This window comes from Longimicrobium sp., assembly GCF_036399935.1.
GTDB lineage: Bacteria > Gemmatimonadota > Gemmatimonadetes > Longimicrobiales > Longimicrobiaceae > Longimicrobium.
In genome coordinates this window covers 44,055-58,923 of the sequence record NZ_DASWMD010000028.1, presented here as the reverse complement: position 1 = coordinate 58,923, position 14,869 = coordinate 44,055, and the positions used below count along the sequence as shown (strand labels likewise).

General features: G+C 70.2%; 14 protein-coding genes. 5 read left to right on the top strand and 9 right to left on the bottom strand.

The features are described 5' to 3' along the window. Positions 1 to 169: 169 nt before the first annotated feature. From VGB24_RS09935 to VGB24_RS09915, 5 genes are all read right to left on the bottom strand, one after another. The gene (locus VGB24_RS09935; RefSeq protein WP_331072788.1) at positions 170 to 1,630 is read right to left on the bottom strand and encodes an IS1182 family transposase; all 1,461 of its coding nucleotides are present in this window, start codon (positions 1,628 to 1,630) and stop codon (positions 170 to 172) included. A gap of 522 nt (positions 1,631 to 2,152) precedes the next feature. Next, entirely contained in the window at positions 2,153 to 3,988 is a 1,836-nt protein-coding gene (locus tag VGB24_RS09930; RefSeq protein WP_331072787.1) for an alpha-amylase family glycosyl hydrolase, read from the bottom strand. A 70-nt stretch (positions 3,989 to 4,058) separates the two neighbouring features. Next, positions 4,059 to 6,734 carry an ATP-binding protein gene (locus VGB24_RS09925; protein WP_331072786.1) on the bottom strand — a complete coding sequence of 892 codons (2,676 nt, stop codon included), beginning with the start codon at positions 6,732 to 6,734 and terminating at the stop codon, positions 4,059 to 4,061. Positions 6,735 to 6,886: 152 nt separating this feature from the next. After that, positions 6,887 to 7,531 carry a hypothetical protein gene (locus VGB24_RS09920; RefSeq protein ID WP_331072785.1) on the bottom strand — a complete coding sequence of 215 codons (645 nt, stop codon included), beginning with the start codon at positions 7,529 to 7,531 and terminating at the stop codon, positions 6,887 to 6,889. 4 nt (positions 7,532 to 7,535) lie between these two features. Beyond that, positions 7,536 to 8,432 carry an SDR family oxidoreductase gene (locus tag VGB24_RS09915; protein WP_331072784.1) on the bottom strand — a complete coding sequence of 299 codons (897 nt, stop codon included), beginning with the start codon at positions 8,430 to 8,432 and terminating at the stop codon, positions 7,536 to 7,538. A gap of 191 nt (positions 8,433 to 8,623) precedes the next feature. Here VGB24_RS09915 and VGB24_RS09910 point away from each other — a divergent pair, with 191 nt between their 5' ends. The 3 genes from VGB24_RS09910 to VGB24_RS09900 all read left to right on the top strand — a co-directional run bounded on the left by VGB24_RS09910 (position 8,624) and on the right by VGB24_RS09900 (position 10,411). Next, a complete protein-coding gene (locus VGB24_RS09910) occupies positions 8,624 to 9,082 on the top strand; it encodes a GNAT family N-acetyltransferase (RefSeq protein WP_331072783.1) in 459 nt (152 codons plus the stop codon). 86 nt (positions 9,083 to 9,168) lie between these two features. Continuing rightward, positions 9,169 to 9,438, top strand: coding sequence for a hypothetical protein (locus tag VGB24_RS09905; protein WP_331072782.1), 270 nt, complete (start codon positions 9,169 to 9,171; stop codon positions 9,436 to 9,438). Between the two features lie 67 nt (positions 9,439 to 9,505). Continuing rightward, entirely contained in the window at positions 9,506 to 10,411 is a 906-nt protein-coding gene (locus tag VGB24_RS09900; protein WP_331072781.1) for a PDZ domain-containing protein, read from the top strand. A gap of 164 nt (positions 10,412 to 10,575) precedes the next feature. Here the strand turns inward: VGB24_RS09900 and VGB24_RS09895 are convergent, their stop codons facing one another. The 3 genes from VGB24_RS09895 to VGB24_RS09885 form a co-directional block, all read right to left on the bottom strand. Continuing rightward, complete coding sequence (locus tag VGB24_RS09895; protein ID WP_331072780.1) at positions 10,576 to 11,136, bottom strand: hypothetical protein; 561 nt, start codon at positions 11,134 to 11,136, stop codon at positions 10,576 to 10,578. A gap of 91 nt (positions 11,137 to 11,227) precedes the next feature. Beyond that, on the bottom strand, positions 11,228 to 11,536 hold the full coding sequence (locus VGB24_RS09890) for a hypothetical protein (RefSeq protein WP_331072779.1): 309 nt from the start codon (positions 11,534 to 11,536) through the stop codon (positions 11,228 to 11,230). 72 nt (positions 11,537 to 11,608) lie between these two features. Beyond that, positions 11,609 to 12,202 (bottom strand): L,D-transpeptidase, encoded by a 594-nt coding sequence (locus VGB24_RS09885; protein WP_331072778.1) that lies wholly within the window; start codon positions 12,200 to 12,202, stop codon positions 11,609 to 11,611. 214 nt (positions 12,203 to 12,416) lie between these two features. On the opposite strand from VGB24_RS09885, the gene VGB24_RS09880 reads away from it, so the two are divergent. Together VGB24_RS09880 and VGB24_RS09875 are read left to right on the top strand one after the other, a co-directional pair. Continuing rightward, complete coding sequence (locus VGB24_RS09880; RefSeq protein ID WP_331072777.1) at positions 12,417 to 13,193, top strand: metallophosphoesterase family protein; 777 nt, start codon at positions 12,417 to 12,419, stop codon at positions 13,191 to 13,193. Beyond that, positions 13,190 to 13,912, top strand: coding sequence for an MIP family channel protein (locus VGB24_RS09875; RefSeq protein WP_331072776.1), 723 nt, complete (start codon positions 13,190 to 13,192; stop codon positions 13,910 to 13,912). Before VGB24_RS09880 ends, VGB24_RS09875 begins: the two co-directional genes overlap by 4 nt. 82 nt (positions 13,913 to 13,994) lie before the next feature. On the opposite strand, the gene VGB24_RS09870 is transcribed toward VGB24_RS09875, so the two are convergent. Then, positions 13,995 to 14,420, bottom strand: coding sequence for a CoA-binding protein (locus VGB24_RS09870; RefSeq protein ID WP_331072775.1), 426 nt, complete (start codon positions 14,418 to 14,420; stop codon positions 13,995 to 13,997). Between the last annotated feature and the right edge of the window lie 449 nt (positions 14,421 to 14,869).

The following is a 14,869-nucleotide window of genomic DNA, read 5'->3' as shown; positions in this document are numbered from 1 at the left end:
TGTCATCCCGATGGACAGACCGTGTCAAAACCATCGAAGCGGCCCCCCCGCGGCCCCATCCCAAGCCCGTGTGGCGTGCAGGTCGTCATGGGGACGGCTAAGCCGCTCAGGAAGCCTGTGAGGGTGCCCCGCCAGCCGTGTACGGGCGATAGACGGCCGCAGACCGGCCTCAGGCAGGCTGCAGAGGCGGCGTTTCCCCCGTCCTCAGCGCATCCAGGAGACACTCCACCCCAAGCAGGTTCACCACCCGTCTCAGGTTGTACGCCAGCGTCATCAGGCTGAATTCGCCTCGCACCTTTCGGAGCCCCTTCAGCAGGAAGTGCCCGCCGTCCCACCACCACTTCATCGTTCCGAACGGGTGCTCCACCGTGCTTGCCCGCTGCACCATCAGACCTGGACGCGCCCCCATCCGCCCCGCCATCGCCTCCAGCCGCTCTTCTTCGGGCGTTCGCATGATCCGGCGCCCCTGAATGCTCTTCGTGCACTGCGCCCGGAGCGGGCACCCCGCGCACGCCTTCCCATTCGCGTAGTACCGCAGCGAGCGCTGCCCCGTCGATCTCGTGCGTAGAGTCAGCAACTCGCCCGCGGGGCACTTGTAGGCGTCCTGCTCGGCCGAGTAGGTGAAGTCTTCCTTGGTGAAGAGCCCCTGATTGCCGTTCTTCGACGAGGTGCGCGGCTTCGGCGCGTGCGGCGTGATCCCATTCGCCTCGCACTCCACCACCTGCGTTCCCACGTGGTAACCCGCGTCGGCCACCACCTCCAGCGCCTCCACCCCGAGCGCCTCCTTCGCGGCGATCGCCATGGGCGCCAGCTGCTGCTCATCGTTCACCTGGTTCGTCACGTCGCACGCGGCGATCAGGTGGTGCTTGGCATCCACGGCGATCTGCGCGTTGTAGCAGACCTTCATCTCGCCCTGCTGCTTCATCAGCCGGCTTTCCGGGTCGGTTTCGGAAAGCTGCTTCTCTCCGCTCTTCTTCAGTGCTTCCCGGTGCCCCTCGTACTCCTCCTTCTTCTCCTTCAGGGCCGCGATCTTCTCCCGCAGCTGGGCATCCGTCGCGCCCGGCTGGTCCCCCTCGGCCCTGTCCGCAACCTCCAACTCCGCCATGTACTCCTGGATGCGCGCATCGATGCGATGCAGCAGGTCGCGAAGCTTCGCATCGTTGTAATTGCGGCCCTTCCCGTTCACCGCCCGGAACTTCGATCCATCCACGAACACCAGCTCCGCCCCGAACAGATTCAGCTTCCTGCACAGGATCGTGAACTCCTTCGCCGCTTTCACCAGCACCTCAGCGTTCCTCCGCCGGAACTCCGCGATCGTCTTGTGGTCCGGCCGCAGCTTCTCCATCAGCCAGATCACCTCCACGTTCCGGTGCGTCTCCTTCTCCAGCCGCCGGCTCGATCGCGTACGGTTCAGGTACCCGTAGATGAACAGCTTCAGCAGGGTCCGCGGGTCGTACCCCGGCGTGCCCTCCTTCGCGGGCACCGCGCGCTCGAAGCCCAACTCTTTCATGTCGAGAGTGCCCACCCACGCGTCGATGAAGCGCACCGGGTTGTCCGCGGCGACGTAGTCATCCAGCGTTTCCGGGAACAGCACCTGCTGATCCCGGCTGACTCCTTCCCTGTAGCCCATGCACTCTCCCCGGTCACTGTGCTCGCCGTAAACTTACAGCAGCTCCGGGAGTTTCGACACACTCTGTGGAGCGGCCCCGGGAAACCTGACGCCTGCGCAAAAGACCGCAGCGACTGAGGGATCCGCCACACAGTCGGCGAAGACACGCCGCGCCCGTGGATTGCGCCGTTCCGGTTCTGCGTACTTTACCCGAACCCGTTGCTTCTGCCCGCGAGAAAAACCTGGGATCGGTGTTTCCGCTGCTCGCGAGCAGGTTCGCGGAGTATGTGGCGGATCCCTCAGTCGCTGCCATCTTCGCCGTGCGGGCAGGTTCACCGTGGCCGCTTCCATCGGGATGACATTGCCGCGTTTCGGTTACTTTTGGCGCGCGTGCAGGTGAAGCCCCGAGCGGGACGCGACAGCGGCCCCAGTCGGGGCTTTCCGCTTTCGGAGCGGCGGGTTCACCCGCTCTTGCGGCGTCGGAGCTTTCCGTCGTGCCAACACGGGTCCTCCGTCGGGATGACACCGTGCGCTCGCCGTTCGTCACTTCCGGCGCAGCATCACCACGCTCCACTTGGGGAGGTTGATGTAGACGCGCCCGTCGCCCTGCGTCCAGGGCTCGTGCCAGGCGTTGCCGGCGCCGTCCCATCCCCCGAAGCGGGCATCCTGCGTACACATGATCTGCGTCCACTGCCCATGGTGCCCGCCGGTGTGCACACCGTAGCCGTGGCCGCCGAAGTCCTGCTCGCCCAGGTTCACCACCGTCAGCACCACGCCGTCGCCGAGCTGGCGCACGAAGCCGAGCACCTGGTTGGCGTGGTCCTCGTGCGGAACGGCCAGCGATCCCGCCCGCAGCGCGGGGTTCTGCCAGCGCACCCCGTTGCACTCCGCCGCCAGCCGGCGCATCTCCATCGCGACGTCGTCGCCGGCGATGCTCCAGTCGAAGCGGTGGTCGCCGTTGGCGTCGGTGCCGTCGTGCCAGTATCCCCAGGCCACGTTGGGCGCGCCCTGCATGCACTCGGAGCCCATGAACATCATCGGCGTGCCGGCCATCGCCACGTTCAGCGCCCAGGCCAGGCGGCACTTGGCGCGTGCCGTCCAGTCGCCGCGCCCGCCCAGCTGGTCCACCAGGTAGCGGTGGCGGCCGTCCCAGTTCGTCAGCCCGTCCTTGGCGTTTCCGTTCCGGTCGTCACCAATGTCGTCGTGCGAGCCCATCGTGTACTTCACCAGGTTCCAGCTTTCCTGGTACCCGTTCCATCCCAGGAACCCCTTCACCTTGTTCACCGGGTCCTGCCCCACCAGCGCACGCTGGCACTCGTGGTGTGCATCCGCGTCCCACGTGGCGCAGAAGCGGCCCGTGTCCACGATCCACGGGTGGTCGGGAAGGTGCTCGGCGATGAAGTAGCGGTCGGGGAACTCGGCGCGCAGCCGGTCCATCACGACCCTCAGGTGGTTGCCGTCGATCTGCGTGGTCACGTCGAAGCGCAGCCCGTCCGCCGCGTACTCCTCCAGGTACATCCGGGCGTTCTGGTAGAAGTAGTCCTGCACCTCGGGCTTGTGCCACGCGGGCCCGCGCCCCCAGTGCGTCATCATCCCGCCCTCGAAGTAGATGCCGCCCCCCGGCACCTCGTTGCCGTCCACGACCTCGACGTTGGCGTAGCCGTCGTACTGCCAGAGCACGCTGTCGCCCGGGCCCGCGTGGTTGTAGACGACGTCGAAGATCACGGCCAGCCCCTGCTGGTGCGCCGCGTCGACGAACTGCTTCAGCCCCGCGGGATGCCCGTACGACGACTCGGGCGCAAAGAAGGACGCGGGGTTGTACCCCCACGACCGGTCTGCCTGGAACTCCTGGATGGGGAGCGGCTGGATGCAGTCGAATCCCAGGCCGCGGATGTACGGCAGCTTGCCCTCCACCTCGGCGAGCCCGGGCCGGTCCGTGTTGAGCCCGTCGCCGCGGCCGGCGAAGGTGCCCACGTGCAGCTGGTAGATGATGAAGTTCTCGAACCGGGGCGGAGAAAACTCCGCCCACGGATACGACGTGTTGTCCACGACGATGGAGGCGTTCGGAACCGTGGGATCGTCCCTCGTCAATTGCGAGCTGATCACGTCGCGAGCGGCGGGATCCAGGCGCTCCATCACCTCGCCCCCGGGCCCCACGATGCGAAAGCGGTACAGCTGTCCCGGCTGCACCCCCGCCACCGTGCCGCTCCAGTAGCCGTCCGTCTGCTCCAGGTCCTGCTCCATCGCGTTCGGGCCGTCCGTCCACGCCGACGGACCCTCCTGAACCAGCACGCGCACGCCCTGCGCGTTGGGCGCCCACACGCGGAAGAAGCAGCCGTCCGGAAGGGGCCAGGCGCCGATGCGTTCCTGCAGCTCCATGATGGGTCCGTCGCTCGAAAGGTGAACCGGTGAGATGAAGATGCGTGCGGGGGACGGCCGGGCGGCCGCGTCAGGAACCGCCGGCCGGGAGGGTGAGGGTGAACACGCTTCCCTCCCCCGGCGTGCTGCGGGCCACCAGGTCGCCGCCCATGCCGCGCGCCAGGTCGCGGCTGATGGCCAGCCCCAGCCCCGTGCCCTCGCCGGGTGTGTTCAGCCCGCGGCCCACCTGCACGAAGGGTTCGAAGATGGCCTCCAGCTTGTCTTCGGGGATGCCGATGCCCGTGTCGGCGACGGTGATCTCCGCCACCGAATCGCCGCGGGTGCGCGCGCCGATGGTGATGCGCCCGCCCTCCGGCGTGAAGCGCACCGCGTTGGAAACCACGTTCAGCAGGATCTGCCGCAGCTTCTCGGGGTCGGCGCGCACGACCACGCCGGCATCGCACTCCGTCACCAGCGAATGGCGCTTGGCATGGGCCTGCGGCAGCACCAGCGACTCCACCTCGGCCACGGCGCCGGGCGCGTCCACGTCGCCGATGTCGTAGTGGACGGTGCCCGTTTCCAGCTTGGCGTAGTTCAGCACCTCGTTGATGAGCCCCAGCAGGTGCTGCTGGCTGCGGCGGATGCGCTCCAGGTCCGTCGCCTGCTCCGGCGTCACCGCCCCGCGGATGCCCATCGCCAGCAGCTCGGTGTAGCCGCCGATGGCGTTCAGCGGCGTGCGCAGCTCGTGGCTCATCACGGCCAGGAACTCGCTCTTCGCCCGGTTGGCGGCCTCGGCCTCGGCGCGGGCGCGCTCGGCGTCGCGAAAGAGGCGCGCGTTGTCGACGGCGATGGCCGCCCGGTGCGCCAGGTCTTCGGCCACGCGCAGGTCCGCCTCGTCGTAGCCGCGCCCCGACTCGGTCATGCACAGGGTGAGCACGCCCAGGGTGCGCCCCCGCGCCACCAGCGGCACGGTGATGACGGCGGAGAACTGCAGCAGCCTCATCATGGCCAGGTGCTCCGCGTCCCGGGCCCCGGCCACCAGCATCTCGTCGCTGATGCGGGGCACCATCACGGGCGTGCCGGTCCTCAGCACCGCCGCGCTCCCCTGCTCGCCGGACCAGTCGGTGGGGTACAGCGAGGTGAACTCCTCCGCCAGGGCCAGCTTCGCGGCGTCGCGGTGGAAGATGGCGACGCGCTCCATCTCCGGCGGCCCCTCCGTGCCGGGGTTGGCCAGGATGTCCACCGCGCACCAGTCTCCCAGCGCCGGCACCGCGGCCTGGGCGACGGCGCGCAGGGTGGTCGCGTAGTCCAGCGAGGCCGACAGCGCGCGGCTGGCCTCGGCCAGCAGCGACGCGGCCTCTTCCCGGCGCCTGCGCTCGGTGACGTCCTGGAACACCAGCGACACGCCGTCGGGCGCGGGGTAGATGCGCGCCTCCACCCACCGGCCGATCACCGGACTGAACCCCTCCACCTGGGTGGGTTCGCCCGTCCGGACGGTCTGGTGGATGCCCGCGTACATGGGAGAGCGGTGGGCGTCGGCGAACAGCTCGTCCATCCGGCGCCCCATCACCTCCGCCGCCGTCTTGCCCAGCAGCTGCTCGGCCTGCGGGTTCACGTAGGTGAAGCGCAGCTCGCGGTCGAACGCGGCGAACGGGTCCTGGATGGTTTCCAGGAGCGCGGCCAGCCGCTCGGCGTTGTGAAGCTCCGCCGCGTGAAGGCGGGCGCGCTCCAGCGCCAGGCCGCACTGCTCGCCCAGCGTCGCCAAAAAGGTGCGCGTGGCCTCGTCGAACTGCTGCTGCGCGCGAAAGCTGAACGACAGCGCGGCGACGGCGCGCTCGCCACTGGACACGGGAACGGCCGCGAACGCCTGATACCCGATGCGCACCAGGTCTTCGCTGGCCTTGGGAAAGCGTGCGCGCCACGCATCGGGCGAGTCGATGAGGATGGTTTCGCGCCGCAGCACCGTTTCCGACAGCGGGCGTCCCGGCTCCAGCGGAAAGGTCCGATAGCGCTCCGCCAGCTCCTTGCCGTACCCCGCCGTCCTCACGATCTCGAACTGCCGGCCCTCGGCACGCAGCATGGCAAGCGACGCGGCGTCGGCGCCGGTGGCGGCCAGCCCGCCCTCCAGGATCACGTCGGCCACCGCCTCGGGGCTCACCGCCTGGTTCAGCAGCGCGGTCAGCCGCTGCAGCCGGCGGGCCTGGTCCAGCGTGCGCTCGCGCTCCCGGGCTTCCTCGGCCAGGCGCACGCTCGCCGTCTTCAGCTCGTCGGCCGAGGCTTCCAGCTCCGCCGCCTGCTCTTCGGCGATGCGGCGGGCGACGACCAGGTCGGTGATGTCGACGCCGTGCCCCAGGATGCCGTCCACGCGCCCGTCTGCGTCGCGCAGCGGCTGGTAGACGAAGTTGAAGAACCGCTCCTCGACCGGGCCGTCTGGCGTGATGCGAATCTGCATGGGCAGCTCGATGCCCACGAAGGGCTCGCCGCTGCGGTACACCTCGTCCAGCACGGCGAGAAAGCCCGCCTCCGCCACCTCGGGAACGGCGTCGCGCACGGGCCTGCCCACGATGTCGCGATGGCCCAGCAGGCGCAGGTAGGGCGGGTTGGCGAGCTCGAAGACGTGGTCCGGCCCGCGGACCACGACGATCAGCGCCGGGGCGTTGGCAAAGATCTCCGTCAGGCGCTCGTCATCCACCGCGCGAAAAGGCACCGATACGGGCTCGGCGGCGTCCGCTTCGGTGCCCGGAGTGGAGTCGTGGGAATCGGCCAACGGGATCTCCGGTGCGTCGCGTCGCGTGCGTGAGCCGGTGTGGCTGCACTACGATAGCGCGGAGGTACGCTCAACTTCAATGCTTGTGGCGTGGCAGGCGCCCGGAATCCGGCCGCCGTTACAAGGAGAAGCCCCGCGTCCGGATCCAGGCGCTACGCGGGCCAGGCTTCGGGGTCGTCCAGGACCTCGTATCCGCCGCGCTTCCACGACTGGTCCACCGGCTCGTCGAACCAGACCGGCCGGCCGGCGGACGCCACGTATCCCAGGAGGTCGTTGGCGGGGGTGATGATCATCCCGATGCGCTCGCCGTCGCCAAGGCTCGTGAACAGCTCGCGCGGCACGGCGAAGTCCATCTCACGCGCCGCCTGGCCCTGGACCGTTGCGGCGGCTGGGGCGAGCTCCACCCGCGCATCCACGCCCACGACCAGCATCCACTTGGCGAAGTGGGCGATCTCCACACGATTGCCGGCGTGAGGGCTTCCCTCGTTGGCGTCCCACACCTTTCGCCACATCCGCCGCCCCACCACGCGGCCGATGAACACCTGCGGATTCGCCGTGGCGGCGGGGCGAACGACGACGGCGTAGAACAGCCCCGCGAGCAGGGCCAGGGCCACCGCGATGGGCGGCGAGAAAGGGAGCGCCACCAGCGCCGCGAGCGCGGCCACCAGGGTGGTGCGCCGGTAGCCGGGCACCACGGCAGCCACGCGGGCGCGCGCCTCTGCGGCGATGCTGCTCCACGGCGCGTCGGGGAGCCCGGCGAAGGCGTCCGCCGGGGCCGGCGGGGAGGGCGGATTCATCGCGTCATCGCACGGCGAAATCGCGGCGGACGACCTCGGCGTAGGTCGTCAGCGGGATGGACGGGAAGCGGCGGCCTCGCGCGGCGCCATCGAACGACATGTCGCGCGTGTCCATCACCACGCCCGCCTGCACCTGCCGGGCGAACCCGGGGTTGACCGGCTTCATCAGCACCGAGAGCACGCGCATCATCGGCAGGGGAACGTGGCGCACGGTGCCGCGCGTGCCCGTCTCGCGCTGCGCGATCTCCACGACCTGCCGGAAGGTCAGGTTCTCCGGCCCGCCCACGTCCACCGTCACGCCGTACAGGGACGGGTCGGTGATGGCCAGCTCCACGAACCGCGCCACGTCGTGGATCGAGACGAAGTTGATGGGGTTGCGGCCGCGTCCGAAGATGGTCGTCTTGCCGGTCTTCAGCAGCGGCTCGGCGACCATCCTGGCCCACATCTCCATGAACGCGCTGGCCCGGATGATGGTCCACGCGAGTCCGCTGGCCTTCAGCTCCTCCTCCGCGCGGTGCTTCATCCGGTACAGGCTCATGGGATGGTCCGGCGCCGCGCCCAGGGCCGAGAGCATGACGACGTGCCCGGCGCCCGCGCCCTTTGCGGCCTGCACCAGGTTGCGGTTGCCCAGCCAGTCCACCGCCTCCGGGCTCGTTTTCGTGGAATCCACGAAGCCGTGGACGGCCGAGACGACGGTGCTCACGCCGTCCATGGGGCGCGCCAGCGACCCGGGATCGCGCACGTCGCCCGCGGCCACCTCCACGCCGTCGCGCAACAGGTGCCGCGCCCGGGCCGGGTCGCGCGTCAGCACGCGAACCCGGGCGCCCCGGGCCCGCAGCAGGGGCACCAGGTGGCTCCCAAGCGTGCCGGTTCCCCCGGCGGCCAGGATCGTCCCGTTCATCCGTGCCCCTATGTGGCAGATGGTGTCGCAGAAACGAGCACTGGAGCACAAGGTCGTGCGCGGGCGGGCCGCTGTCCAGCCTCCCGTCGCCGGGCGTATCTTTCCGGGGCGGGTGGGGCGCGGCCCGAAAACCGCCGGCCCTACCGTGCCCCGCGGAGGCGGGACGACTCGACACATCTTCGGGACGAACGATGGAATTTCGGTACGCGGAAGAATCGGACGCGGCTTTCCTGGCCGACATCAACCGCCAGCTGATCGAGGACGAGTGGGACGGCGGAGGGATGTCGCTGCAGCGGCTGGAGGAGCGCATGCTCCGCTGGATCCGCGAAGACGACTACACGGCCGTGCTCTTCCTGGAAGAGGGCGCCACCGTGGCCTATTCCATGGTGAGCGTGGACGAAGACTCGGCGTACATCCGCCACTTCTTCGTGCTCAAGGAGCACCGGGGGAAGGGCGTGGGGCGGCGGGCCATCCAGGTGCTGCTGTCGCGGGTGATCCCCCCGTACGCCCGCGTTACGCTGGACGTGCTGGCCAGCAACCACACCGGCCATGGGTTCTGGCAGTCGCAGGGGTTCCGCGACTACGCCATCCGCATGGAGCTGCTTCCGCGCGAGACGGCGGAGGGCGCGGAGAGCCCGGCCGCGGACTGACGCCCCGGAAGCGGACAGGCGGCCCACCTCTTGCCGCTTCGGAGCCCACTGAAGTACGCGGGTTCCCCGAGACGGTGGAGGTGGCGATGGCAATGGTTCCGTGCCGCGAATGCGGCGGAAGCGTCAGCAGCGAGGCGGCGTTGTGCCCCCACTGCGGAATCCGTGAGCCGGCCGGTGCCGTCGCCGGCCGTCAGGGGCACGACCGGGCGCACGCCGGCCCCGTGCAGGACCCCCGCGACCACGCGCCGGTGCGCCGGCGCGGTGGAAAGACCGGGTGGATGGTCGCCTTCCTGCTCCTGCTGGTGCTCCTGTCGCTGTTCGCCCTCTGGTACACCGACATCGTCAACTTCACCTGACGAGCCGCGGAAGCGCCGCCCGCCCGGCGCTTCCGCCGTCCCTGCACATCCCCCACCTGGAGAATCGATGCGCCGAGCGATGATGGTGCTGTGTTGTGCCACGCTCGCGGGATGCCGGGCCACGGCGCCCGCGCCCGCCGGCCCTCAGGACGCGTTCTGGGCGGCGCTCCAGGGGCTGTGCGGGCGCGCATACGGCGGACGGATGGCCGTAGGCTCCGCGCCCGGCGACACGGCGTTCGCGGGCAAGCCGATGGTGATGCACGTGCGCCGGTGCTCGGAAACCGAGGTGCAGGTTCCCTTTCATGTGGGCGACGACCACTCGCGGACGTGGATCATCACCCGCACCGCCGCCGGGCTGCGGCTGAAGCACGACCACCGCCACGCCGACGGCAGCGAAGACCGCATCACGCAGTACGGCGGCGACACCCGTGGCTCCGGCACGGCATCCACGCAGGAGTTCCATGCCGACGCGCACACCGCCACCCTCATTCCCGCGGCCGTCACCAACGTGTGGACGGTGGAGGTGGTGCCGGGCGCGCGCTTCGCCTACGCCCTGCGTCGCGAAGGCACCGACCGCCGCTTCCGCGTGGAGTTCGACCTCACCCGCCCCGTCCCGCCGCCCCCCGCGCCGTGGGGCCACTCCGACGGCGACCCGGGCCCTGCTGCCGTGTCGGCCCTCCAGCCCGCCGCGCCGAACTGGATCGGGCTTGGCTACTCCGTCCGCCAGGAAGTAAGCGCGCTCGGAGACTTTCGCCATGTGGTCGTCGACACCGTGGCACCGGGTTCTCCAGCCGAACAGGCCGGGTTGGGCAAAGGTGACGTGATCGTCGCCGTGGACGGGCTACCCGGCATCGAGCGAGTGCCGCTCTTCCGAGACGCGTACCCCGGCCGGCGCTACGAGCTTCGCGTGAGGCGCGCGGGCGGTGCCGAAGCCGCGACAGTTCTCGTGGCCGCGCCGCCGCCGTCACCGTGACGAGACGGCAGCGGCTCGTCCCTGCCAAGGTGTACACCGCCTCCGGTCACAGGGCGCGCCACCCCGCCTGAACTCCCGCCACAGCCGGCAGTCCACGAAGGTGGACATCGTGTGGTCGTTGCAGCGAATTCATTCGCCCGAGGTGGCTGCGGCGAACGATGCGGTCACGGCCCTGCGACGGGAAGCTGGATCTCGCGCCATCGCTCCCGGCGCCGCTCCGTGAGCGCCGAGACCCCGCCGGTGATCGCACCCACCTCCGCGGCGACGAGCGTCGAGAACCACACCAGGTTCGCGCCGGACTCCGACTGCAGGTACAGCCCGAACAACGCTCCGGCGACGGCGCCGACCGCGGCGCCCTGCACTCCGCGCTCGAGCACCAGCTTGGTGAGCGGAGGCCGCCCCAGCCCTTCCTCCACGCGAAGGATGTCCCGCACGGGAATGCGGAACAGCACCGCCGTCGCGGGCGACTGCAGGATGACGGTATCCGGCGAGACCGTGACGAGGTTGCCCGCGAACCGCCCGCCCGGCGTTTCCACCCGCAGCAGAACGCCCGCCTGCCGGTCTCGCGACGGCTGCGCCTGGGCTTCGGCACAGACCAGGGACAGCAGGATGGCGGCGGCCATGCGGAAGGTCCAGCGCGCCAGCATCCGACGACGATCGATCGTAGACGACTGCATGCAGGCCACGTATCCCGAGTTCCAAAGCACCGGAGCGGCTGGACGCATCGCGAGAATCCTACCGCGCCGGCGGCACGGCTCGTTCGGAGTGATGCGTCCCCATGCAGGCTCATGGAAATCAGCGACCTGCTGGACGCCCTCAGAGCCTCTCGCAGGGGAGGGCGCGCATCATCATCTCTTCCTGGCGGTACTGCTCCGCCAAGCGCGTTCCGAAGGCGGACCACCACTCCCGGTCCAGCTTTTCCGCCATCACCTCGACCGTCACCACGTCGTCGCGCGCCAGGTCGCCCTCGTCGTCCTTCCACGCGCCGGCCGCGGGCGCGCGCAGGTGAGCCGTCACCCCGCCGAACCGCTCCGTCAACTCCACGCGCAGCGCGTCGAGCCACGCCCGGGGAAACGGGTTGCCGTCGTTGTCGCGCAGCGGAACCAGGATCTGGACCAGGTGCATGGGCGAACTCGGGTGAAATGAGAACGGGGCCCGCATCCACTGGGCCCCGTCCACGATGCGCGAATCGCGCGGCTACTCGCGGATCCGCAGCGACACCGGCGACGAGAGCCCCACCTCGGCGGTGGACCGCACGCGGTTGATCACCTGCTGAAACCAGCTGGGGCTGCGGCGCGCGCCGCCGTTCTCCATCACCATCCGCGCAAGCTCGATCACGTCGGCGTTGCGCATGCGGATGCAGCCGTGGCTTTCGGCCTGGCCCAGCGAATCCTCCTGGTGCGTGCCGTGGATGTAGTAGTCCGGCGCGCGAAAGAAGATCTTCACCCGGCCCATGGGGTTGCGCGGGTCGCCCGGCGCGCGCGCGCGCCGGTTGCGCGCCCAGGCGGCATCGGGCGGAACCCACCGCGGGTTCCAGATCAGCCGCCGGACGTTGAACGCGCCGCGCGGCGTGGGGTGCTCGGGCTTTCCGATCGCCACCGGGTACGTCCGCTCCACCTCGTCGCCGCGCATCACGTACAGCTCGCGCTCGGACAGGTCCACGATCAGTGAGAACGGGCCTGAAGGGGTCCTGCGCTCCTCCGTCTCCGCCCGCGCCGACGTGCTGTCCTCCTGCGCCGCTCCCGCGGGCGCGGCGATCAGGGCAGCCGCCATCGCCAGCGCCAGCGACATTCCCCGGACTCGTGCTCTCAGCATAGATAGCGCTTCTGCAACGGGTTACGAGACACCTTCCGCGCCGCCCCAAGGGAAGGATCGTGCCAAACATCTGAAATTCTCCGCATCGGCCACCATCGTGCCCTCTTCCCCGGCCCTGCCCCGGCCCGTATCCTTCCGCCCCAATCACGCCGATGATCCGCCGGACTCCATCGTTTGGGCCCACGATTCCATGCGCTACGCGCTGATCTCCGACATCCACGCCAACCTCCCCGCGCTGCAGGCCGTCCTCGCGTCCATCGCCGCCCGCGGGGAGGTGGACGCGACGTATCACCTGGGCGACCTCGTGGGATACGCGCCGTGGCCGAACGAGACCGTCGACGCCATCCGTACGGCCGGGATCGCGGGCGTGGCGGGAAACTACGACTCCACCGTGGCGGCGGATTACAAGCACTGCGGCTGCAAGTACGAAGACGCGCGGCAGGAGGAGCTTTCGCACCTGAGCTACGGGTGGACGCGCGAGTACGCGTCGCGGGAGACCAAGGCGTTCCTCGCCGCGCTCCCGTTTCGCCTGGACCTGCGGCCCCATGGCGGCCACGCGCCGGGGCCCCGGGTGATCCTGGTGCACGGCACGCCCACGCTCAACACGCTGTACTGGACGGAGGACCGCCCGGACGACTTCTGCCTGAAGATGGCGGCGCAGGCGGGCGCATCCGCCGGTGACATGATCTGTTTCGGCCACACGCACGTGCCCTGGCACCGCGAGGTGGGCGGCATCCACTTCGTGAACACCGGCTCGGTGGGGCGCCCCAAGGACGGCGACTGGCGCGCGGGCTACGTGGTGCTGACGGTGGATGGCGCGGTGGGCGTGGAGGTGGTGCGCGTGGAGTACGACGTGGAGCGGGCGATGGAGGGCATCCGCCGGAGCGAGCTGCCCGACGACTTTGCCGAATACCTGCGCCGGGGCGGATCGCCGCGGCCCAACACCAACACCGGAGGCGACACGTGACGGACCTGTACAGGCGCGCCGGCGCCGAGGCGCTGGGCACATTCTTTCTCGTCCTGATCGGCCCCGGGGCGGTGATGGTGAATGCGCGCACCGAAGCGCTGGGCCACCCCGGCGTCGCGCTGGCCTTCGCCTTCGTGGTGACCGCGATGGTGTACTCGCTGGGGCACCTTTCGGGTGCGCACATCAACCCGGCGGTAACCATCGGGCTGGCGTCGCGCGGGCGGTTCCCCGCGCGCGAGGTGCTGCCCTACGTGGTGGCGCAGTGCGCGGGCGCCACCCTGGCATCGTTCGCCTCGCGCGCGGCGCTGGGCAGCGTGGGCGACGTGGGCGCCAGCCTTCCCTCGCTGCCGCACGGGGCGGCGTTCGGCGTGGAGTTCCTGCTGTCGTTCGCGCTGATGTTCGTGATCATGGGCGTGGCCACGGACGAGCGCGGCACGGGGGGCGCGGCCGGGCTGGCGATCGGCGTGACGATCGGCTTCTGCGCCATGGTGGGCGGCCCGCTGACGGGGGCGTCGATGAACCCCGCCCGGACGCTGGGGCCGGCGCTGGCGGGAGGGGTATGGGAGGGGCACTGGATCTACTGGATCGCGCCGATCGCGGGGATGCTCGCCGCGGCGTGGGTGTACGATGTGCTCCGCCCGGCGGGGCGCGCGGGCGTGGTGCCGACGGGTGTGCCCCTGGGCACCGAGGGACCGATCGACCAGGGACGGCGCGTGTAGTCGCCCGGATCGATGTCGACGAACGGAAGAGGCGCGGGGGGATGGCTCCCTCCGCGCCTCTTCGCCTTCCCGAGCCGCCTGATCAGATCTCGCCCGCGTCCGAGAGCGCGTGGTGGTCCTTGTACATGCAACGGTCCTGCACCACGCGGATGCCGGCCTCCTGCAGCCGCGCCGCGGCCTCGTCGTTCCGGATGCCGAGCTGCAGCCACACGGCCTTGGGCTTGAGCGCCAGGAGTTCGTCCACGTGCTTCGCCACCTGGTCGGAGCCGCGGAACACCTGCACCAGGTCCGGCGCGGCGGGCAGGTCGCCCAGGCTGGCGACCGCGCCCGGGGAGCCGTCCCGGGCCAGCCTGGGGTTCACGGGAGTGATCTGGTAGCCGTGCGCCGCCAGGTACATCGGCACTCCGTGCGCGGGGGCCATCGCATCGCCGTCGCCCTTCATCCCCAGCACGGCGATGGTCCGGGTGCTCTTGAGGATCTCCACCGCCTCCTGCGGTACCGCTTCCATCCGTCTCTCCGATTGCTGGTCGACCGCCGATTCTCGGCAGCCCGGCGGGCCAGTTCCGTGCCGCGCGGGCGAGCGAAGACACGAGACGCGTTCTCGCAGAAGTCGGCGGGAGCGTGGGCAACTTCGGCGGGCATTGGGGCGTTTCGAACTGCTCTGGCGCATGCCTCGGCGCCCCCCATCCCCAACCCTTCCCCCACAAACTGCGTGGGGGAAGGGCGCCAGTGCCGTGCGGCTGCAAAGACTCGGTGCCAGGGAGGGTTCGCTGCACCGTGGCGTTTCGAACGACTCCGGCGCATGCCTCGGCTGCCCTCTCCCCCCGGCCCCCTCTCCCGCGAGCGGGAGAGGGGGAGAATGCGATCGCACTGCGGCCGGCCTTGGTGCACCGGGCTTTGCGTGCAGTCCGCGAAGGCGGACTTCGGGCCGTCGTTGCCGCGACTTCAGTCGCCCCA